A 19,161-nucleotide genomic window follows, 5' to 3' on the forward strand; every position below is an offset into this window, starting at 1 on the left:
CCCAGTCACGCCGCACCCGTCTGTTTCGAGCCCTGGCTACGCCAATGGTTTCATTTGAGGTATAGCCGATTTCATTCGCGGGCGGTCGTCAAACCTCAATCAGGTGTTTGAGCGGGTGATAACCGCCCTTGAGCTTGGCAGCGACGTCGAGGATCGCCTTCTGGATACCGTCCAGATGCATGCAGGTCAGCTCGATCGCCGCGCTCTGATTGCCCGCCTCGATGTATTCAATCAGCCGCAAGTGCTCATCGTCGCGGCAGGCTTCATGGCTGTCGTCATCCAGCGCGGCGGCGTACAGCGAGGCGCGGGAAATCAGCTTCTGGAACCAGTCGAGCAGCACCGGGTTGTTCAGGCTGCGGGCCAGTTTGATGTGGAACTCGCCGAGCAGGTGGATCAGACGCTCATGATCTCCGGCCTGGTGGGCTTCATCTTCCAGCAGCAAGTGATCACGCAGATCCTGCATCGCCGCCGTGTCCTTGCGCCGGCACAGTTCAGTGACGATGCCGATCTCGATCAGGCGCCGAGTTTCGAACAGCGAACGGATTTCCTCATCGCTGGGCAGCGACACCGACGCACCTTTATTGGGCTCGGTGGTGACCAGTCCGTCGGCCTCCAGTTGCTTGAGCGCAGCACGAACCGACGTGCGGCTGACATTGAACAATTCCGCCAGCGACGCCTCGCCCAGCTTCATCCCCGGACGCAGCGAACGCTTGCTGATCGCCTCGTAAACCCCTTGGTAGACGCGGTCGACCGTGGTTTCCGTTTTCTTCTCGGTCATTCAAAAACTCCTTCAATGCTGGCAACGCTGCCCGACGAACGACTCAGTCAGGGAAATGGGGGTTGCGCCAGCAGATTAATCCGGGTATTTCTAAATTGCATTCAGATATTGCATACAATAATTAGAGGATTGCACCATTATGGGTCAGCCAATAGCCATTGAAGTGCGTAACGTATCCAAGCGGTATTCTGATGACCCTGGCCTGGCGCCAGCCCTCGACAACGTGTCGGTGAACATCGCCGACAACGAGTTCTTCACCCTCCTCGGCCCCTCGGGCTGCGGCAAAACCACTTTGCTGCGCACCATCGCCGGTTTCGAACACGTCAGCGACGGCGAGATCCGTCTGGCGGGCGAAACGGTCAATCACCTGCCGCCGTTCAAGCGTCGGGTCAACACGGTGTTTCAGAGTTACGCGCTGTTTCCGCACATGAGTGTCGCGCAGAATATCGCCTTCGGCCTCGAGATGCAGGGTCTTGATCGCAAGACGATTCCGGGACGGGTCGACGAGATGCTCGCGCTGGTGCAGATGGAGCACCTGGCCGGGCGCAAACCGGCAGAACTGTCTGGCGGCCAGCAGCAGCGCGTGGCTCTGGCCCGGGCCCTGGCGCCAGAGCCGAAAGTATTGTTGCTGGATGAGCCGCTATCGGCGCTGGACCTGAAGCTGCGCAAGGAAATGCAGGTCGAACTCAAGCGCGTGCAGCAGGAAGCCGGCATCACTTTCATTTTCGTCACCCACGATCAGGAAGAAGCCCTGACCCTGTCCGACCGGATCGCGGTGATGTCCGCCGGCAAGATCCTGCAGATCGGCACCCCGACCGACATCTATGAGCGCCCGCAGCACCGCTTCGTCGCCCAGTTCATCGGCGACATCAATTTCCTCCCCGGCCAGCTCAAGCGCGGCGAACACAACGAAAACATTTTTGTGCCCAACGGCATGCCGGTGGAAATCCCCTGTCCGCCGCAAGGCGTCAATGGCAGCAGCGTACAACTGGCGTTTCGGCCCGAGCGCTCGCAACTGGTCGCGGCGGACCAGCCGCATCATTTGCGCGGGGTGATCGAAGCCGTGCTGTATGTCGGCACCGCGACGCTGTACCAGTGCCGTTTGAACAACGACATCAAAGTCATGCTGCGGGAAAACAACGAAGGCTTGAACCGTGGTCGTGCAGTCGGCGAGCGCGTGGCAGTGCACCTGCCGCCCCAAGCCTGCCTGTTGATGGAGGCCTGAGATGAGCGTCAGCAGCACTTCCCCCTCCCTCAACCGCGCGCTGTTGCTCAGCCCCGTGGTGTTGACCCTGCTCGCCCTGATCGCCATTCCGCTGGGGATCATGGGTTACATCAGCCTGCTGCCGCGCAACACCTACGGCGGCGTCGACTGGCAGGCCCAATGGCAATTGCAGAGTTACGTGCAGCTGTTTTTTCAGGAAGGTTTCGACGGCGAACTGGAACTGAACTGGGTCTACGCCCAAGCGCTGTTGCGTTCGGTGTTCCAGGCCGGTGGCACCACGGTGTTGTGCTTCCTGTTCGGCTTTCCGGTGGCGTTGTGGATGTCGAGCCTGACCCCGCGCCGGCGCAACCTGATGGTGTTGCTCATCACCATTCCGTTCTGGACCAACCTGCTGATCCGCAACTACGCGTGGCTGATCATCCTGCGCGAACAGGGCTGGGTCGCCCAGAGTCTCAACGCACTGTTCCCGAGTGCCGGCGGCATCACCCTGCTCTACAACGACTTCGCGGTCAGCGTCGGTCTGGTCTACAGCTTCCTGCCGTTCATGATTTTGCCGATCTACTCGACCCTGGAAAAACTCGACTGGCGTCTGGTGGAGGCCGCCTATGACCTGGGCGCCAACCGCTGGCACGCACTGCGCCGGATCATCCTGCCGCTGTCGATGCCCGGCGTGATTGCCGGCGCGTTGCTGGTGTTCGTGCCAAGCCTCGGCGCCTTCATCACTCCGGCGATCCTCGGCGGCGGCAAGACCCTGATGATCGGCAACCTGATCCAGCAGCAATTCGGCACCGCGCGCAACTGGCCACTGGGCAGTTCGTTGTCGTTCCTGTTGCTGGGGATTCTGCTGTTGTCGCTGGTGCTCTACGCCCTCTACAGCCGCAGCGCGGCGAAAACCCTGAACCGGGGAGCGAAAGCATGATTTCTCTGCACCTGAAAAAACTCCCGGCGACCCGGGAAATCAGCCTGCTGATCCTCGCCTATCTGTACGTGCCGATCCTGGTGTTGATCGCCTACAGCTTCAACGCCAACCGCTCGGCGACGGTGTGGACCGAGTTCTCGTTCGCCTGGTACGGACGGATCCTGGCCAACCCGTCGATCCAGACGGCGGCGCTGAACTCGATCATCGTCGCCACCATCGCCACCGTGTGCGCCACGGCGATTGCGCTGCTCGCGGCGCTGGCGACTTACCGGCCGTTCTACGGACAGAAAATGGTCGAGGGCGGGATCAACCTGCCGCTGATCCTGCCGGAGATCGTCACCGCCGTGGCTACCCTGCTGCTGTTCATGGCGCTGGGGATCAAGCTCGGGCTGATGACCGTGATCGTCGCACACATCGGCTTCTGCATTCCGTTCGCCTACCTGCCAATTCGCGCACGCCTGAACGATCTGGACAAGAGCCTGCTGGAGGCCGCCAACGATCTGTACGCCAATCCGTGGCAGGTCTTTCGCCGCGTGACCTTGCCACTGCTGTGGCCGGCGGTGTTGTCCGGTTCGGTGCTGGCGTTCGTGGTCAGCCTCGACGATTTCATCATGACCTTCTTCGTCGCCGGGCCCGGTTCGACCACGTTGCCGGTGTACATCTTCTCGGCAATCAAGGCTGGCGTGACGCCGGAGATCAACGCGATTTCAACCCTGATGCTGGTGATTTCCATCGTGCTCGTGGTGCTGGCCTTCTGGCTCGGCCAACGCGGCAAACAACAATAAACCTGGAGCGCTCTCATGAAATTGAAAAACATGCGTCTGGCAGTATCCGGTCTGGCCCTGAGTTGTTTCACCGCGTTCAGCGCCCACGCCGCCGAGCCTAAGGAATTGTTCTTCTACAACTGGACCGATTACTACCCGGTCGATCTGCTGGCCAAGTTCGAAAAAGAGACCGGGATCAAGGTCACCATGGACGGCTACGACAGCAACGAAACCCTGCTCGCCAAGTTACAGGCCGGCGGCGCAGCGTATGACGTGATCGTGCCGTCGCAGTCGATCATGCAGACGCTGATCAAGCAGGATCTGCTGCTGGAAATCGACGCCCCGACCCTGAACAACTTCCAGTACGTCAAAGGCCCGTTCCGCGACCCGAGCTTCGATCCGGGCCGCAAATTCTCGGCGCCGTATCTGTGGGGCACCACCGGTTTCTCCTATGACAGCGCCCGGGTGCCGGGCGGCAAGCTCGACGACTCGTGGAAAGAGTTCTTCGAACCGCGCAAGGAGCTGCAAGGCCAGCTCGCCGCCCTCGACACTTCCAGTAGCGTGATCAACGCCGCCAGCCATTACCTGAACGTCGACGAATGCACGGAAAACCCGCAAGACGCCAAGCGCATCCTCGAGCTGCTGCAAAAGCAGAAACCGTTTTTGAAGATGTACAGCTCCGACAACACCGTCGACCGCATGGCCTCGGGCGAAGTGATCATGATGCAGAACTGGAACGGCTCGACGGCCCGCGCCACGTTGCAGAAGAGCACCATCAAGTACGTGTACCCGAAAGAAGGCCTGGCGATGTTCCAGGACAACTTCGCCGTACCGAAAAGCGCGCCGCATCCGGGCAACGCCAAAATCTTTATCGACTGGATGATGAAACCGGAGAACGCGGCGGCCGTGTCCAACGCGATTGCCTATGCCAACGGCATCCAGAGCGATCAGTTGCTGGATGCGAAATGGAAGGTCATGGACGCGATCAACATGCCCGAGGAATACGCCTCGCGGCTGCGGCCGGAGAAGGAATGCAGCAACAAGGCGCGGGAGCTGCAGGATCGGATCTGGTCGAAGCTCAAGGGTTGATTGCCTGACTCAAGACCCAGTTGCGGCCATCGCGAGCAAGCTCGCTCCCACAGGTTTTGTGGAATGCCCGGTATTTGCAGGCAACACAGATTCCTGTGGGAGCTGGCTTGCCACCGATGAGGCCCGCCCAGACAACACAGAAACAGAGGTATGAAATGTCCCACCCCCGCTGGCTCAGAAACATCCGCCCCTACGGTGCCCCTGCCGAAGACCTGCTGATCGAAAACGGCAAGTTCACCCAACGCCGTCCGGCCTCCAATGCTCCATTGGCCGCCACCGACATCGACGGCCAGAACCAGCTACTCACCGCCCCGTTGGTGGAAAGCCACGTCCACCTCGACAAGACCCTGTACGGCCAACCCTGGCGCCCGAACAGCGCCGGCCCGACGCTCAATGATTACATCAGCAACGAGCGCCGCGTCCTGCGTGAAGTCAAAGCACCGATCGCCGAACGCGCCGGTGCCCTGCTGGAAAACTGCATCGCCCGGGGTTCGCTGACCATGCGTTGCCACGTCGACATCGACCCGGAATTCGGCCTGCGTCACGTCGAGGCCATGCACCAACTGCGCAAAACCTACAACGACCTGATCGACCTGCAACTGGTGGTGTTCCCGCAAACCGGCCTGATCAGCCGTCCCGGCACCGCCGAACTGATGCGCGAAGCCATGGCCCTGGGCGTGGAGAACGTCGGCGGGCTCGACCCGTGCGGCATCGATAACGACCCGATTGCGCAACTGGATTTCGTGTTCAGCCTGGCCGGCGACTTTCAGCGTGGCGTCGACATTCACCTGCACGACAAAGGCGAACTGGGTCTGTGGCAAATCGCGCGGATCGCCGATTACACCGAGCGCTTCAACCTGCAAAACCGGGTGATGATCAGCCATGCCTATTGCCTGGGCATGTTGCCTTGGAGTCAGGTCAAACCCGTTGCCGAACGCCTCGCCGCGCTGGGCATTTCGCTGATGAGTTCGGCACCGGCCGATTGTGCTGTTCCGCCATTCCTGGCGCTGCGTGAGACCGGGGTCAACGTTTGCCTGGGCTCCGATGGCATCCGCGATGCGTGGTCGCCGATGGGCAATGGCGACATGCTGGAACGGGCGATGTTGCTGGCGTTCCGTTTCGACCTGGGCAAGGACGATGAACTGGCGGCGGCATTCGACGCGGCGACCGTGAACGGTGCCCGCGCATTGGGGATCGAGGGTTACGGCTTCGCCATCGGCAAGCCTGCGGACTTTCTGCTGATGCCGGTCGAAACCCTCGGCGAGGCTGTCGTCGCGCGGCCGGTGCGCCAGGTCTATCGCGGCGGTGAACTGATCGCCAGCGGCGGTCGCTTGCTGGGCAGCCGTCTGTGAAACGGATCGGCCTGAAGGCCGGTTGCGTGGTCGGTTACGACGGCACGCAGCATGTGCTGTGGCGCGACGGCGAAGTGGTGTTTGACGGCTCGCGAATCGAGTTTGTCGGGCGTGGTTACCAAGGGCTGGTGGATCAGTGGATCGACTACGGCAATGCACTGATCGGCCCCGGCTTCATCGATCTGGATGCCCTCGGCGATCTCGACTCCACCGTACTGACCCTGGACAACGGCGACGAACGCGCCATGGGCCGGATGTGGTCGGCGGAGTATCTGGCGGCGGGCCCGCATGAGTCGTTCAGCCCGGAAGAAGAAGTCTTCAAATACCGCTACGCCTTCACCCAGTTGATCCGCAACGGCATCACCACTGCGATGCCGATCACCTCGATGTACTACCGCGAATGGGCGGAGACCTACGACGAGTTCGCCGCTGTCGCCGACGTGGCGGGCGAACTGGGACTGCGCACCTATCTCGGCCCCTGCTACATGAGCGGCATGAGTTACTGGCGCAGCAATGGCAGTCTCGCACATCACTGGGATGAAGCCCGAGGCCTGGCCGGACTCGATGCCGCTGAACGGTTTTTCAAGGATTTCGATGGTGCGCACGCCGGGTTGATTCGCGGTGCGCTGCTGCCGGATCGCATCCAGACCTGCACCCCTGCGTTGCTGTTACGCACGGCGGCCCTCAGCCATGAGCTGAACGCACCGATGCGCCTGCATTGTTGTCAGGCCCTCGGCGAGGTCGCGATGGTCGAACAGTTGCGCGGCACCTCGCCGCTGGGCTGGTTGCAGCGACTCGACCTGCTCACCCCGCGCAGCCTGTTGCCCCACGGCATCTACACCTCAGGGGATGACGATCTGCAACGGGTCATCGACGGCGGCGCCAGCCTGGTGCACTGCCCGCTGGTGTTCGCCCGTGACGGCGAGGCACTGAATTCGTTTGGCCGCTATCGCGCCAAAGGCATCAATGTCGCCCTCGGCACCGACACCTGGCCGGCGGACCTGCTGGAAAACATGCGCCACGGTCTGAACATCGCCCGCTTGATGGAGGGCGGGCCCGCGCTGACCAGCAGCCTCGATCTGTACAACGCCGCCACCCTCGGCGGCGCCAAGGCATTAGGCCGTGACGACCTCGGTCGCCTGGCACCCGGCGCCAAGGCCGATATCACTGTGTTCAGCCTGCGCGGCCTGCACCTGGGCCCGTTATTCGATCCGCTGAAAAATCTGCTGCTGGCTGGACGCGGCGACGACTGCATCGCCAGTTACATCGACGGTCGCTGCGTGATGCACGACGGTCAGGTCAACGGCGTCGACTACCCGGCCCTGCAACGTCAGGCCCAACGCCAATACGAAAAATTGATGCGCAGCCACAGCGACCGGGCTTTTGGCCGACCGGACTGGAAAACCCTGTTCCGGCCAGCCATTCCGTTTGCCGACGACTACAGCGCCGAGGCGCCATTGAGCGCCACCGATCCACTTCTTTAGAGAACACTGCCATGCACAGCTTCGATTTCAGCCAACTGAGCCCACGGGAAAAATACAAGATTCTGATCGGCAGCGTGGTGCCGCGTCCGATTGCACTGGTCACCACCATCGATGCCGAAGGTCGGGTCAATGCCGCACCGTTCAGCTTCTTCAATGCGCTGTCGGCGGATCCGCCCATTCTCGCGCTCGGCGTCGAGAACTACGGCGACCAGAGCCCGAAGGACACCACGCGCAATATCCAGATGAATCAGGAATTCACCGTCAACATTGTCAGCGATGCTTTGGTAGAAGCCATGAACGTCTGCGCGGTGCCTTTCGCGCCGGGCTTCGATGAACTGACCGCAGCCGGCCTGACAGCCATCCCCGGCACCTCGGTCAAATGCCCGCGAATCGGCGAAGCACCGGTGGCGCTGGAATGTCGGCGGATGATGGCGCTGAACATCGGCCAGTCGCGGGAGATCATTTTTGGCGAGGTGTTGATGGCGCATGTGCGCGACGAGTTGATCGACCCGAAAACCCTGTACATCGATCAATTGGGGCTGGATGCGATCGGACGCATGGGCGGCCATGGTTATGCGCGGACCCGGGATTACTTCGATTTGCCGACCCGCTCGTTGCAAGCGTGGACGGAGGCACCGGGGGGTGGCGAGCGGTTTTGGCCGGCAGCCAAATAAATCAACAGAGCAACGCATTACCCCTGTGGGAGCGGGCTTGCTCGCGAATGCGGTTTGTCAGTCAAAGATTATTTGTCTGATACGCCGCCTTCGCGAGCAAGCCCGCTCCCACAGGGATTTACATCGTTTGCTCAGTCAGTGCCGTACTTCGGCGACCGAGGCCCGTACAGCAGGCCTGCCGGATGACCGGCCGACAGCAGTCGATTGCTGGCCACACCGGCAATCGGGTAGCCGGCATCGGTGGAGCTGTTGATGATCTGCTTCACGGCAGCAGTGATCAGCGCGCCGATCAGGCCGCCGCCACTGTTGTTGCCACCTTCTTCACTCGACGCCCGGGCCGCACCGGTCCACAGGGTGACGCCGGTTTTCAGGTCGACCAATTTGGCGCTGGCGGTCACGGCGGTTTCGCTGCTGATCACCATGTAACGCGTGCCGTACTCACTGACGGTGATGTACAGCGCCGCATCGGCACCGAAGATTTCCTGCAACTTGTTGGCCGGCGCCGCATGGATGTCATCCGGTGTGGTCAGACCGTTCTGGCGGAACGTTTCGTCGACCAGCGTGATCGGCAGCACGTAGTAACCGGCTTCGGCCAGCGGGAACGTCACTTGCGACAACAGGCTGTAGGACGCCTTGACGTCCGGCGAGGTGTTCAGCGGCGGCAGCACCAGAATGGACTTCGGACGCGCTTGCTTGTACGCCGAATAGTCCACGGTTTTCGGTGCGACGCAGCCACCCAGAACGGTCAGCGCCAGGCCTGCGGCCAGCAGTTTCAAGGCACGCGAGATCATTTGGCGTCTCCGGTCTTGGCGTTCTTGAGCAGAAAATCCATGTAGGTGCCGGACTCGGGGAACAGAGTCTTCTCGGTGCGCAATTGCTGCACCATCTGATCATCCTTGCCCATGCTCAGGTACAGCAGACCGAGGTGGGCGTGGTAACCCGGCGGAACGGGCTTGCCACTGGCGCGGATCTTTTGCAGATCGGCTTCCAGCGCTTCGGCCTGGGCTTCTTTCGGCGTTTCGCTTTTGAAGTATTCGTAGACTTGTGGCTGGTAGCCTTCCCACTGATACAGGGTTTGCGGGCTGCTGCAACCGGCCAGCGAGGCGCAGGCAGCCAGCATCAGGGCCATCAATGGCCGAGACAGTGTCAGATTCATGGTGTGTTGCTCCTTGCGATGGGCGTCTATCAGTTGCCCGGTTTCCAGGCACCGGCGTTCATGCCATCGACCAGGCGATTGATCGCCTCGCGCATGGCCAGATCGAGGACTTTGCCGTTGAGGGTGGAGTCGTAGGCAGCGGTGCCGCCGAAGCCGATGATTTCGCGGTTGGACAAGGCGTATTCGCCGGCGCCCTGGGTCGAATACACCACTTCGGACGTGCTGATATTGACGATGTTCAGGTTGACCTTGGCGTAGGCGACCTGGGTCTTGCCACGGCCGAGGATGCCGAACAGTTGATGGTCGCCGGTCTCTTTGCGGCCGAATTCGGTGACGTCACCGGTGACCACGTAATCGGCGCCTTTCAGACGCTGGGCCTGACCCTTGATCGCCGCTTCCTGCTGGATCTCGCCCATGTTGTCGCGATCAAGCACCGAGAAACGGTTGGTCTGCTGCAAGTGAGTGATCAGGATGGTCTTGGCCTGGCCGCCGAGGCGGTCGACGCCGTCGGAGAAGATCCCGCGCATGTAGCTTGAGCGGTTGTCGAACTTGCCCACGGCCATCGGGATACGCACACCGGCCCAGGCCTGGGAGGCGCTTTCCACCTTGGCCACCGGCAATGCGCGGGAGCTTTCGGTGGCGCAACCGGAAAGCGAGCCGGCCAGGGTGCCGAGGACGGCAATCGCAATGCCCGAGACCAACATCCGGGAGATCATTCTCACTGTGCATTCCTTCTGAAAATCGATGTGTCCCGGCACGGCAAAAATCGTGGGGGATCGGAAAAGGGGCGGCATTATGCCAAAGTGCCATCAGTGAGGACAGGTTTTTTTTGACGTCAGCAAATTGGCTTTTGAAGCGATCAGCTGCCGTCAGCTACCGATCGTTCCCACGCTCCGCGTGGGAATGCATACCGTGACGCTCTGCGTCACAGTGGACGCGGAGCGTCCATGGCGGCGTTCCCACGCAGAGCGTGGGAACGATCACTAATCAACCAGTTGCCGTCAGTGGAAATCGCGGCTTTGCACCCGAATCCCGTTGAGCAGCGGACTGAGATCGCTCAAGCGTCCGGCGATCAGATGCCGCACCTCGCCTTCGCGCTCCCAGCGGCCATCGACCTTGAGCAGTTGCGAGCCGACCAGCACCTGCCGCTGGCGCTCGGCCAGATCGCGCCAGACCACCACGTTGACGTTGCCGAACTCGTCTTCCAGGGTCACGAACGTCACGCCACTGGCAGTGCCCGGCCGCTGGCGCCCGGTCACCAGCCCCGCCACGCTGACCGGCCGGCCATGCTCGACCTCCAGCAACTCCCGGGAACTGCGACAGCGCCGCGCCCGCAACTCGTCGCGCAATAGCGTCAGCGGGTGCGGCCCCAGCGTGGTGCCCAGCGTTGCGTAATCGGTGAACAAATCTTCGCTGACACTCGGCGTCGGCAGTGCCACATCGGGCTCTTCCTGACTCGGCAATCCGGCAAACAGCCCGAGCTGTTTCTGCACCCCGGCCACTTCCCAGCGTGCCCGATGGCGGTGACCGGCCAGGCCGCGTAACGCCCCGGCATCCGCCAGCAGCGCCTGGGCCCGACTGTCGAGCCCGGCCCGTTCACCCAGGTCGGCGACATCGGCAAACGCGCCCCTCGCCCGAGCGTTTTCAATGCTCCGCGCATCCTCCTCGCGAAAACCCTTGATCATCCGCAGGCCCATGCGAATGGCCGGTTGCTCGCCGGTGATCGGCTCCAGGCTGCAATCCCAGTCACTGGCGCGCACGTCCACCGGGCGGATCTGCAAATGATGCCGGCGCGCGTCCTGGAGAATCTGATCCGGACTGTAGAAACCCATCGGCCAACTGTTGATCAGCGCACAGGCGAACGCCGCCGGTTCGTGGCACTTGAGCCAGCAACTGGCATAGGTCAGCAAGGCAAAACTGGCGGCGTGGGACTCGGGAAAACCGTAACTGCCGAAGCCCTTGATCTGCTCGAAGATCTGCGCGGCGAATTCCGGGCTGTAGCCGTTTTTCTTCATGCCGGCGGCCAGCCGCTCCTTGTGCGGTTCCAGTCCGCCGTGGCGTTTCCACGCCGCCATGGAGCGGCGCAACTGGTCGGCCTCGCCGGGGCTGTAATCGGCGGCGACAATCGCGATCTGCATCACCTGTTCCTGAAACAGCGGCACGCCGAGGGTGCGTTTGAGCACCACTTCCAGTTCCGGCGACGGATAGGTTTCCTCTTCTTCCTTGTTCCGCCGGCGCAGATACGGATGGACCATCCCGCCCTGAATCGGCCCGGGCCGGACGATGGCTACTTCGATCACCAGATCGTAGAAGGTTTGCGGGCGCAGGCGCGGCAGCATCGACATCTGCGCCCGGGATTCGATCTGGAACACGCCGATGGTGTCGGCGCGGCTGATCATGTCGTAGGTCGGGCGGTCGTCAGCCGGGATGGTCGCCAGGCTCAGATCCTTATGACGATGACGGCGCAGCAGATCGAAACAGCGGCGGATCGCGCTGAGCATGCCGAGGGCGAGGATATCCACCTTGAGCAGCCCGACCGCGTCGAGATCGTCCTTGTCCCACTGGATGATCGTGCGGTCGGCCATGGCGGCGTTTTCCACCGGCACCAGCGTGTCCAGCGGTTGCTCGGATATCACGAAACCACCGGGGTGCTGCGACAGGTGCCGGGGGAAGCCGATCAGTTGCCCGGTCAGGCTCAGCACCCGGTGCAGCAGCGGGCTTTCGGGGTCGAAACCGCCTTCGCGCAGACGCTCCACGGGCGGCGTTTCATCGCTCCAGTGGCCGCAGCAGTCGGCCAGCGCATTGATCTGGTCCGGCGGCAAGCCCAGCGCCTTGGCCACATCGCGGATCGCGCCGCTGGCGTGGTAAGTGCTGACCACCGCCGTCAGCGCCGCACGACGGCGACCATAACGACGAAACACATATTGCAGGACTTCTTCGCGGCGTTCGTGCTCGAAATCCACGTCGATGTCCGGCGGCTCGTTGCGCTCTCTCGACATGAAACGCTCGAACAGCAGCGTGGTGCGATCCGGGTCGATCTCGGTGATGCCCAAGGCAAAACACACCGCCGAGTTGGCCGCTGAACCGCGACCCTGACAGAGGATTTTCTGCTCCCGGGCGTAGCGCACCACATCGTGCACGGTGAGGAAGTAACTTTCGTAGCCGAGTTCGGCGATCAGCTTCAGCTCATCGTCGATCTGCTTGAGCACCTTGGGTTGCGCGCCTTTCGGCCAGCGCCAGGCGATGCCCTTTTCGGTCAGATGCCGTAGCCAGGAACTGGCGCTGTGTTCCTCGGGCACCAGTTCTTTCGGATATTGATAACGCAACTCGCCCAGATCGAAGGTGCAGCGCCGGGCCAGTTTCACGGACTCGTCCAGCAAGGCCTGCGGATACAACTCGCGCAACACATCGAGGCTGCGCAAATGCCGCTCGCCATTGGGGTGCAGTCGTAATCCAGCCTCGGCCACCGGGACGTGATGGCGGATCGCAGTCATGGTGTCCTGCAAGGCCCGCCGGCCACGGGCGTGCATGTGCACATCGCCGCTGGCCACGGCTGGAATTTGCAGTTCATCCGCCAGACTCAGCAGTGCGGCCAGCCGTTGCTGATCGTTCTGCCCGCGATGCAACTGCACCGTCAGCCACAGGCGCTCGCCGAAGGTCTGTTTCAACCAGCGGCCCTCTTCCACGTCATCGACCGCATCCGGCACCCACAGCACCAGCAATCCCGGCAACGGCTCGCTGAAATCCTCGCGCAGTATTTGATACTGGCCTTTCTGGGTGCGCCGCCGAGCCTGGGTGATCAAGCCGCACAGCGCCTGATAACCCTCGATGTTCTCGACCAGCAACACCAGTTTCGGGCCGTTCTCGATACGGATTTCGCTGCCGATGATCAGCGGCAGCTCCACGGACTTGGCCGCCTGCCATGCGCGGACGATCCCGGCGAGGGTGCATTCATCGGTGATCGCCAGCGCCTGATAGCCATGTTTTTTTGCACGCTGAAACAGCTCCAGCGCACTGGACGCACCGCGCTGGAAACTGAAGTTCGACAGGCAGTGCAGCTCGGCATAACCCTGATTCACGCGAACCAGCCTTGCAGCCACAACAGGCCGCCCTCACCCACTGTCCGGTACGCCCAGCCTTGCTGGCCGGCGCGGTTCTGGATCAGGTAATAATCACGGCGCACGTCATCACCGTCCCACCAGCCGGACTCGATCCGTTCCGGGCCCATGAGAATGCGCGCCGAACCTTCGGGCACGGACTGCGGCTCACCCAACAACCAGCCCGGACGCTGCACGCCCGGCAATGCAGGGCAACGCTGTTTATCGTCGGCGTTCTGCCACGCGCACTCCGGGCGGTGATCGGCCTGAAAGCGCAGGCCCTGGACCGCCTCATCCCCCAGTCGCGCGCGCAGGCGGTCGCGCAGTTGCTCCCAGGGCAAGGTCTGCTGCGGGCGGTCGTCGAACAGTTCCTGAAACTGTGGCACGAAACTCGGCAGATCCTCGGCGCGCAGACGAAAACCGCGCACCGGGGCTTCGACCTGCACCTGCTCCAGTCGACCACGGGCCAGTTCAAAGAGCATCGCCGGATCGCGCTCGGCGCTGAGCAGGCCGACCTTGATCAACGTATCCGGCAGCCCCGCATGTTCCAGATGCAGATAGAAGCGCTGCACGCCGCTGTCGCGCCCGCACAAAAACGCCGCCAGATCGGACGTCAGGCGGCGCAATGGAAACAGCAGCGCCTGATGGGACTGCACGTCGAAATTGAGTTCGATCCGCACGTCGAAACGGTCCGGCGGCAGATAGAAAGCCAGCGCCAGCGGCCGTGCGCCGAACAGCGTGTCCAGATGCTTGAGCATCGGCGCCTCGAAACGCCGGGCCAGGGCCTGACGCGGCAGGTTCTGCACCTGATGAAGGTTGCGCAGGCCCATGCGCGACAACGCCGTGGCCACGCTCGGCTCAAGGCCGATGCGGTCGACCGGCAATTGCCCGAGGTGGTGGCGCAGGGCTTCACCGTCGGGCACCACCAATCCGTCGTAGGCGTTGGCCAGTATTCGCGCCGCTACCGGGTTGGGCGCGGCGACGATGCGGTGACGAAAGCCCAGCTCGGACAGTTCCGTGCGCAACCGTGCTTCGAACTGCGCCCAGGAACCGAACAGCCCGAGGCTCGATTCGATCTCGAATACCACAGTGCGCGGGTAATGCACGCTGACCTGGGCGCTGAAACGATAGGCCCAGGCGGCGAGAAACTGCTGCCAGTGCTCGACCTCGGCCGAATCGTAATCGACGGTGGCGAATCCTTTGCTCATGGCCTGCGCGGCGGTCATCGACTGCCCCGGACGCAAGCCCAGCGCCCGCGCCGCCGGGTTGACCGCTTGCAGCACCCGGCGCTGGGCCGGGCCGCTGAGCAACGCCAGGGGTTGTTCGGGATCGGGGCGCTGACGCAGCACGGCGTCGAGGGCCAATTGCGGGAACAGAATGCAAACCCAGCGCATGGCGACCTCAATGCCCCACGGCGAAGGCGATCGGTGCGCTGCGCGCCAGACCACCCCGGCACTTGAGCACGCGCAACTGCGCCGGGCGCGCATCGATGGCAATGCGCAGCGCGGCCGGCGACGGGTTGACCGCTTCGCTCAACGGGCGCCACGCGAACGCCAGGGTCTGGCCGGTTTCCGCCGCCACCTGCAAACGGCGCAAGGCGCGGTCATCGACCTTGTGCGGCCAGCACAGCACCGCGCCGCAACTGCCCGAGCGCAGGCATTGTTCTGCTGCCCACAAGGCATCGCGCTCGCTGGCCTGGATCACCGACAACTGACGCAAATCGACCCCGGCATTGGCCCAGGCCTGCGGGTATGGCACAAACGGCGGCGCCACCAGCACGATGCGCTCGCCCGCCGCCGACAGCCGCGCCAACGTCGGCCACACCAGTTGCAATTCGCCGACACCGGGCCCGGCCAGCAGGATTTCGCTCAACGCCGCTTCCGGCCAGCCGCCACTGGGCAAAGCGGCGTCCAGCGCCGCGTGCCCGGTGGGTTGCGGGCTGGCGGTGGGTGGCGCAGGCCGGCCCTTCCAGACCTGGCCGCCATTGAACAGCGTATCCAGCGCAACGACGGCACCCATCAGCCTTGCCTCACCAGACCGCAGAACACGCCTTCGATGGCCAGGTCCTGATCGTCACGCACCACAATCGGCTGATACGCCGGGTTGCGCGGCAACAGGCGAACCTCATCGCCGATCCGTTCGAAGCGTTTGATGGTGACCTCGCCGTCGAGTCGCGCCACCACGATCTGGCCGTTGAGCGCTTCGGGGTTGCGCCGCACGCCGACCAGATCGCCGTCGAGAATCCCGTCCTCGATCATCGAGTCGCCCTGCACTCGCAGCATGTAGTCGGGCGTGCGGGAGAACAGCGCGGGGTCGAGCATCAGCCGATTGTGCAGGTCGGCATCGGCGCCGATGGGGGCACCGGCAGCGACCCGGCCGAGCACCGGGACTTCGAGCAGTTCCGGTCGCGCCGGCTGCCCGAGCAGGCGAATGCCCCGGGCCTGATGCGGATTGACCTCGATGAACCCGGCTTCGGTGAGCGCCAGCACATGCTTGCGCGCCACGCTGCGGGAGGCAAAACCAAAAGCCTCGCTGATTTCAGCGAGGCTCGGGGGCTGACCGTGTTCGGCGATGCGTTCGCGGATAAAGGTCAGGATGGCGGTACGGCGGGGAGTCAGAGTCGTCATGGAGTACATTTGTACTCTTGTGGGATTTTCCTGACAAGCACCGCCAGTCAGCTCAAACCCTATGACTGATCGTTCCCACGCTCTGTGCAGGAATGAAGCCCGTGACGCTCCGCGTCACTGGACGCAGAGCGTCCCTAGAGGCATTCCCACGCGGAGCGTGGGAACGATCAACGCGGACGGTTTGGCGCCTCGACGTGGGAACGATCTCTCCGTCAGCTCAAACCGCGTTCGGCGAGAAAGCCTGCGATGTAGTCGATAAACGCCACAACCTTGGCCGTCGCCCGCCGATGGCTCGGGTACACCGCCAGGATATGCGGGCCGAAGCTGTCCGGATCGATGTCGTAGTCGGCCATGACCCGCACCAGTCGCCCGTCGGCGATATATGGCGCGGCGCTCCACAGCGGCGTGTGCAGCAAGCCACGTCCGGCCAAAGCGCTGGCCAGCAGCAAATCGTAATTGTCACTGCGCAACAACGGTGTCGCCGGTTGCGCCAGGCTCAAACGCTGGCCGTCGCGCTCGGCCCACCAGAATTCGCGGCTGAGCAACGGATGCCGGTACAGCAGCCATTCATGCTGATCGAGGGTTTGCGGCGTCACCGGCAAGCCCTTGCGCGCCAGGTATTCGGGGCTGCCACACAGCGCCAGGCGATTGCTGCCGACCACCCGCGCAATCAGTCCCGGTAGGTCATCGTGCCCTTCGCGCAGCGCCAGGTCGTAGCCGCTTTCCAGCAGATTGACAAATTCGTCGCACAAATCCACTTGCAGGCTGATCTGCGGGTATTGCTGCAAAAAGCCGTCACACACCTGATCGAGAAACGCCCGCCCGTAAGCCAGCGGCGCAGTGATTTTCAGGCTGCCGCGCAGGCCGTGCTGCAACTGCTCGATTTCTTCGCTGGCCTCGTCCAGCCGTTGCAGCACCTGGCGTGCGGTTTCCAGATAGAGCCGGCCGATTTCGGTCAGCAGAATCCGCCGCGTGCTGCGCTCGAACAGCCGCGCGCCGAGTTCGGATTCCAGATGATTGACCGCCTTGGTCAGGGCCGACGGGGTCTTGCCCAGTTGCTCGGCAGCGCGGCTGAAACTGCCGAGCTGCGCGGTGACGACGAACATTTTCAGTGCACCCAGCTTGTCCATGCTTTTTCCATTCAGGCAAAAACGTTTTTCGTGAGGGAGGCGTTCTGTCGGGCGTTGGCAGCCACTAATCTGGCCATCAGACGCAATAACAAGGAAATGTTCAATGAAAAGATTCATACCGCATTTCACAAAAAATGTGCTGATCGCCGCTGTGAGTTTTGCCTCGATGGAAGCCATGGCTGCCACCGATCTGGTGCTGCTCAATGGCAAGATTTTCACCGCCGACCGCGCTCAACCGAAGGTTCAGGCGCTGGCCGTGGAGAACGGCAAGGTGCTGAAAGTGGGCAGCGATGCGCAGATCAAAACTTTGATCGAACCCGACACCCAAGTGATCGACCTTCAAGGCAAGGCCATGATGCCCGGCCTGATCGACAGCCATTCCCACGCGATTTTCGGCGGGCTGGAAATGGTCTCGGCGAACATGGAAGACGACGTGGTCGGTCTGGATGAACTGGAAAAACGCCTGCGCGGCTGGCGTGACGACGGCAAGGCCCGGCATGGCGATGTGTTGAGCGTGACCGGCATGAGTTCGGCGTATTGGGCCAAGGCTGAAGCGCTGGGCAAAATCTTCAATAACGGCGAATGGGCCGACGTGCCGGTGGTGTTCACCGGCAGCGATCACCACACCGCATGGGCCAACAACGTGATGCTCAAACGGGCGGGCATCGACACCGCACTGTTGAAAACCCTGCCGGACGCGGAAAAAGACACCATCGGCAAACTGCCCAACGGTGAGCCAAACGGCTTTGTGGTCGACGCCGGTTGGGATCGCGTCGCCTCGAAAATGCCGGTGCCGAGCCCCGCCGATATGCTCAAGGCCGCGCAATCGGCGGTGCGTTTCAACAACAGCCTCGGCATCACCGCGTGGATGGACCCCGCCGCCAACGCCGCGCCGGGCGAGCCGGTGTTCGCGCTCAAGCCCACCGAGAAAACCGTCGGCGTGTTGCCAGCTTATAAAGCCCTGTCGGACAGCGGCGGCATGACCGCCCACGTCGCCGCGCTGCTGGTGGCCAATCCGAAAAGCGTTCCGGCCGATCTCGACACCCTCGACAAGGTTCGCCGGCAATTTCAGGGCATTCCCAACCTGACGCTGCCGGGCATAAAAATCTTCGCCGACGGTGTGATCGAATACCCGGCCCAGAGCGCGGCGATGATCGATCCCTACAGCAACTCGCACAAACAGGGCGAGCTGCTGATCGATCCACAGCATTTCGGCGAACTGGTCAGCGCCATCGACCAGCGCGGCTGGCTGGTGCACATCCACGCCATCGGCGACCGCGCGGTGCGCGAATCACTGAACGGCATCGCCCAGGCACGCAAGGACCGGCAGAGCGGCGTGACGCACTCGATCACCCACCTGCAAATGGTCAATCCCAAGGAATTCGCCCGCTTCAAGCCGCTGAACGTGATTGCCTCGATGCAATTGCTGTGGGCCAGCGCCGACGACTACACCACCGACATGATCAAGCCTTACGTCAGCGCCCTCGCTTTCCGCTATCAATACCCGGCGCATTCGCTGCTCAAACAGGGCGCGACGATTGCCGGCGCCAGCGACTGGCCGGTGTCTTCGCCAAACCCGTGGAACGCCATGGCCCAGGCCATCACCCGCACCGGGCCGTTGGGCGTGCTTAACGCCGACGAACGCCTGGACCGCGAAACCATGTTCTACGCCTACACCGCCAACGCCGCGCGGACCATCGGCCTGGAACAACAGATCGGCTCGCTGAGCCCCGGCAAACAGGCCGATTTCATCGTGCTCGATCGCGACGTGTTCAGCGTCGACGACAAAGCCCTGCATGACACCCAGGTGCTGCAAACCTGGTTCGCCGGCCGTCAGGTCTATACCGCCGCCCAATGACAACAACT

17 protein-coding genes are annotated in these 19,161 nt (G+C 62.6%); 8 read left to right on the top strand and 9 right to left on the bottom strand.

The genetic code is table 11. From position 1 onward, the window contains the following. Positions 1-88: 88 nt before the first annotated feature. Entirely contained in the window at positions 89-778 is a 690-nt protein-coding gene (locus tag CAF63_RS06785) for a GntR family transcriptional regulator (RefSeq protein WP_085683913.1), read from the bottom strand. Positions 779-917: 139 nt separating this feature from the next. Here CAF63_RS06785 and CAF63_RS06790 point away from each other — a divergent pair, with 139 nt between their 5' ends. From CAF63_RS06790 to CAF63_RS06820, 7 genes are all read left to right on the top strand, one after another. After that, positions 918-2,003, top strand: a complete 1,086-nt coding sequence (locus CAF63_RS06790; RefSeq protein WP_085683914.1) for an ABC transporter ATP-binding protein — start codon at positions 918-920, stop codon at positions 2,001-2,003. A gap of 1 nt (position 2,004) precedes the next feature. Continuing rightward, positions 2,005-2,922, top strand: coding sequence for an ABC transporter permease (locus CAF63_RS06795; protein WP_007959454.1), 918 nt, complete (start codon positions 2,005-2,007; stop codon positions 2,920-2,922). Further along, positions 2,919-3,707, top strand: a complete 789-nt coding sequence (locus CAF63_RS06800; RefSeq protein ID WP_064597101.1) for an ABC transporter permease — start codon at positions 2,919-2,921, stop codon at positions 3,705-3,707. The genes CAF63_RS06795 and CAF63_RS06800 overlap by 4 nt, the downstream gene beginning before the upstream one ends. Before the next feature lie 15 nt (positions 3,708-3,722). After that, on the top strand, positions 3,723-4,775 hold the full coding sequence (locus CAF63_RS06805) for an extracellular solute-binding protein (protein ID WP_085683915.1): 1,053 nt from the start codon (positions 3,723-3,725) through the stop codon (positions 4,773-4,775). Positions 4,776-4,930: 155 nt separating this feature from the next. Continuing rightward, positions 4,931-6,127, top strand: coding sequence for an amidohydrolase family protein (locus tag CAF63_RS06810; RefSeq protein ID WP_085683916.1), 1,197 nt, complete (start codon positions 4,931-4,933; stop codon positions 6,125-6,127). After that, positions 6,124-7,611 carry an amidohydrolase family protein gene (locus tag CAF63_RS06815; protein ID WP_085683917.1) on the top strand — a complete coding sequence of 496 codons (1,488 nt, stop codon included), beginning with the start codon at positions 6,124-6,126 and terminating at the stop codon, positions 7,609-7,611. The genes CAF63_RS06810 and CAF63_RS06815 overlap by 4 nt, the downstream gene beginning before the upstream one ends. 11 nt (positions 7,612-7,622) lie before the next feature. Further along, positions 7,623-8,285: a flavin reductase family protein gene (locus CAF63_RS06820; protein ID WP_085603179.1), complete on the top strand. Its 663-nt coding sequence runs from the start codon at positions 7,623-7,625 to the stop codon at positions 8,283-8,285. 131 nt (positions 8,286-8,416) lie between these two features. Here the strand turns inward: CAF63_RS06820 and CAF63_RS06825 are convergent, their stop codons facing one another. The 8 genes from CAF63_RS06825 to CAF63_RS06860 form a co-directional block, all read right to left on the bottom strand. Further along, positions 8,417-9,076, bottom strand: coding sequence for a DUF799 domain-containing protein (locus tag CAF63_RS06825; RefSeq protein WP_085683918.1), 660 nt, complete (start codon positions 9,074-9,076; stop codon positions 8,417-8,419). Beyond that, on the bottom strand, positions 9,073-9,441 hold the full coding sequence (locus CAF63_RS06830; protein ID WP_085683919.1) for a DUF4810 domain-containing protein: 369 nt from the start codon (positions 9,439-9,441) through the stop codon (positions 9,073-9,075). Before CAF63_RS06830 ends, CAF63_RS06825 begins: the two co-directional genes overlap by 4 nt. A 29-nt stretch (positions 9,442-9,470) precedes the next feature. Beyond that, positions 9,471-10,157: a CsgG/HfaB family protein gene (locus CAF63_RS06835; RefSeq protein WP_178081274.1), complete on the bottom strand. Its 687-nt coding sequence runs from the start codon at positions 10,155-10,157 to the stop codon at positions 9,471-9,473. A gap of 285 nt (positions 10,158-10,442) precedes the next feature. Next, positions 10,443-13,541, bottom strand: a complete 3,099-nt coding sequence (locus CAF63_RS06840) for an error-prone DNA polymerase (RefSeq protein ID WP_218191759.1) — start codon at positions 13,539-13,541, stop codon at positions 10,443-10,445. Then, complete coding sequence (locus CAF63_RS06845; RefSeq protein ID WP_085683922.1) at positions 13,517-14,932, bottom strand: DNA polymerase Y family protein; 1,416 nt, start codon at positions 14,930-14,932, stop codon at positions 13,517-13,519. The genes CAF63_RS06840 and CAF63_RS06845 overlap by 25 nt, the downstream gene beginning before the upstream one ends. 7 nt (positions 14,933-14,939) lie before the next feature. After that, positions 14,940-15,557, bottom strand: a complete 618-nt coding sequence (gene imuA / locus CAF63_RS06850) for a translesion DNA synthesis-associated protein ImuA (RefSeq protein ID WP_085683923.1) — start codon at positions 15,555-15,557, stop codon at positions 14,940-14,942. Continuing rightward, on the bottom strand, positions 15,557-16,174 hold the full coding sequence (gene lexA, locus CAF63_RS06855) for a transcriptional repressor LexA (RefSeq protein ID WP_085683924.1): 618 nt from the start codon (positions 16,172-16,174) through the stop codon (positions 15,557-15,559). Before lexA ends, imuA begins: the two co-directional genes overlap by 1 nt. Positions 16,175-16,377: 203 nt before the next feature. Next, the gene (locus tag CAF63_RS06860) at positions 16,378-17,295 is read right to left on the bottom strand and encodes a LysR family transcriptional regulator (RefSeq protein WP_085683925.1); all 918 of its coding nucleotides are present in this window, start codon (positions 17,293-17,295) and stop codon (positions 16,378-16,380) included. Between the two features lie 103 nt (positions 17,296-17,398). Here CAF63_RS06860 and CAF63_RS06865 point away from each other — a divergent pair, with 103 nt between their 5' ends. Beyond that, positions 17,399-19,153 carry an amidohydrolase gene (locus tag CAF63_RS06865; RefSeq protein WP_085683926.1) on the top strand — a complete coding sequence of 585 codons (1,755 nt, stop codon included), beginning with the start codon at positions 17,399-17,401 and terminating at the stop codon, positions 19,151-19,153. Positions 19,154-19,161: the final 8 nt, after the last annotated feature.

Source organism: Pseudomonas sp. B20(2017), assembly GCF_002113125.1.
Classification (GTDB): Bacteria; Pseudomonadota; Gammaproteobacteria; order Pseudomonadales; family Pseudomonadaceae; genus Aquipseudomonas.

What these genes read in the sequence shown, in the direction of transcription:
- CAF63_RS06785 (WP_085683913.1), bottom strand. Translation starts at nt 778, where the DNA reads ATGACCGAGAAGAAAACGGAAACCACGGTCGACCGCGTCTACCAAGGG.
- CAF63_RS06790 (WP_085683914.1), top strand. Translation starts at nt 918, where the DNA reads ATGGGTCAGCCAATAGCCATTGAAGTGCGTAACGTATCCAAGCGGTAT.
- CAF63_RS06795 (WP_007959454.1), top strand. Translation starts at nt 2,005, where the DNA reads ATGAGCGTCAGCAGCACTTCCCCCTCCCTCAACCGCGCGCTGTTGCTC.
- CAF63_RS06800 (WP_064597101.1), top strand. Translation starts at nt 2,919, where the DNA reads ATGATTTCTCTGCACCTGAAAAAACTCCCGGCGACCCGGGAAATCAGC.
- CAF63_RS06805 (WP_085683915.1), top strand. Translation starts at nt 3,723, where the DNA reads ATGAAATTGAAAAACATGCGTCTGGCAGTATCCGGTCTGGCCCTGAGT.
- CAF63_RS06810 (WP_085683916.1), top strand. Translation starts at nt 4,931, where the DNA reads ATGTCCCACCCCCGCTGGCTCAGAAACATCCGCCCCTACGGTGCCCCT.
- CAF63_RS06820 (WP_085603179.1), top strand. Translation starts at nt 7,623, where the DNA reads ATGCACAGCTTCGATTTCAGCCAACTGAGCCCACGGGAAAAATACAAG.
- CAF63_RS06825 (WP_085683918.1), bottom strand. Translation starts at nt 9,076, where the DNA reads ATGATCTCGCGTGCCTTGAAACTGCTGGCCGCAGGCCTGGCGCTGACC.
- CAF63_RS06830 (WP_085683919.1), bottom strand. Translation starts at nt 9,441, where the DNA reads ATGAATCTGACACTGTCTCGGCCATTGATGGCCCTGATGCTGGCTGCC.
- CAF63_RS06835 (WP_178081274.1), bottom strand. Translation starts at nt 10,157, where the DNA reads ATGATCTCCCGGATGTTGGTCTCGGGCATTGCGATTGCCGTCCTCGGC.
- CAF63_RS06845 (WP_085683922.1), bottom strand. Translation starts at nt 14,932, where the DNA reads ATGCGCTGGGTTTGCATTCTGTTCCCGCAATTGGCCCTCGACGCCGTG.
- imuA (WP_085683923.1), bottom strand. Translation starts at nt 15,557, where the DNA reads ATGGGTGCCGTCGTTGCGCTGGATACGCTGTTCAATGGCGGCCAGGTC.
- lexA (WP_085683924.1), bottom strand. Translation starts at nt 16,174, where the DNA reads ATGTACTCCATGACGACTCTGACTCCCCGCCGTACCGCCATCCTGACC.
- CAF63_RS06860 (WP_085683925.1), bottom strand. Translation starts at nt 17,295, where the DNA reads ATGGACAAGCTGGGTGCACTGAAAATGTTCGTCGTCACCGCGCAGCTC.
- CAF63_RS06865 (WP_085683926.1), top strand. Translation starts at nt 17,399, where the DNA reads ATGAAAAGATTCATACCGCATTTCACAAAAAATGTGCTGATCGCCGCT.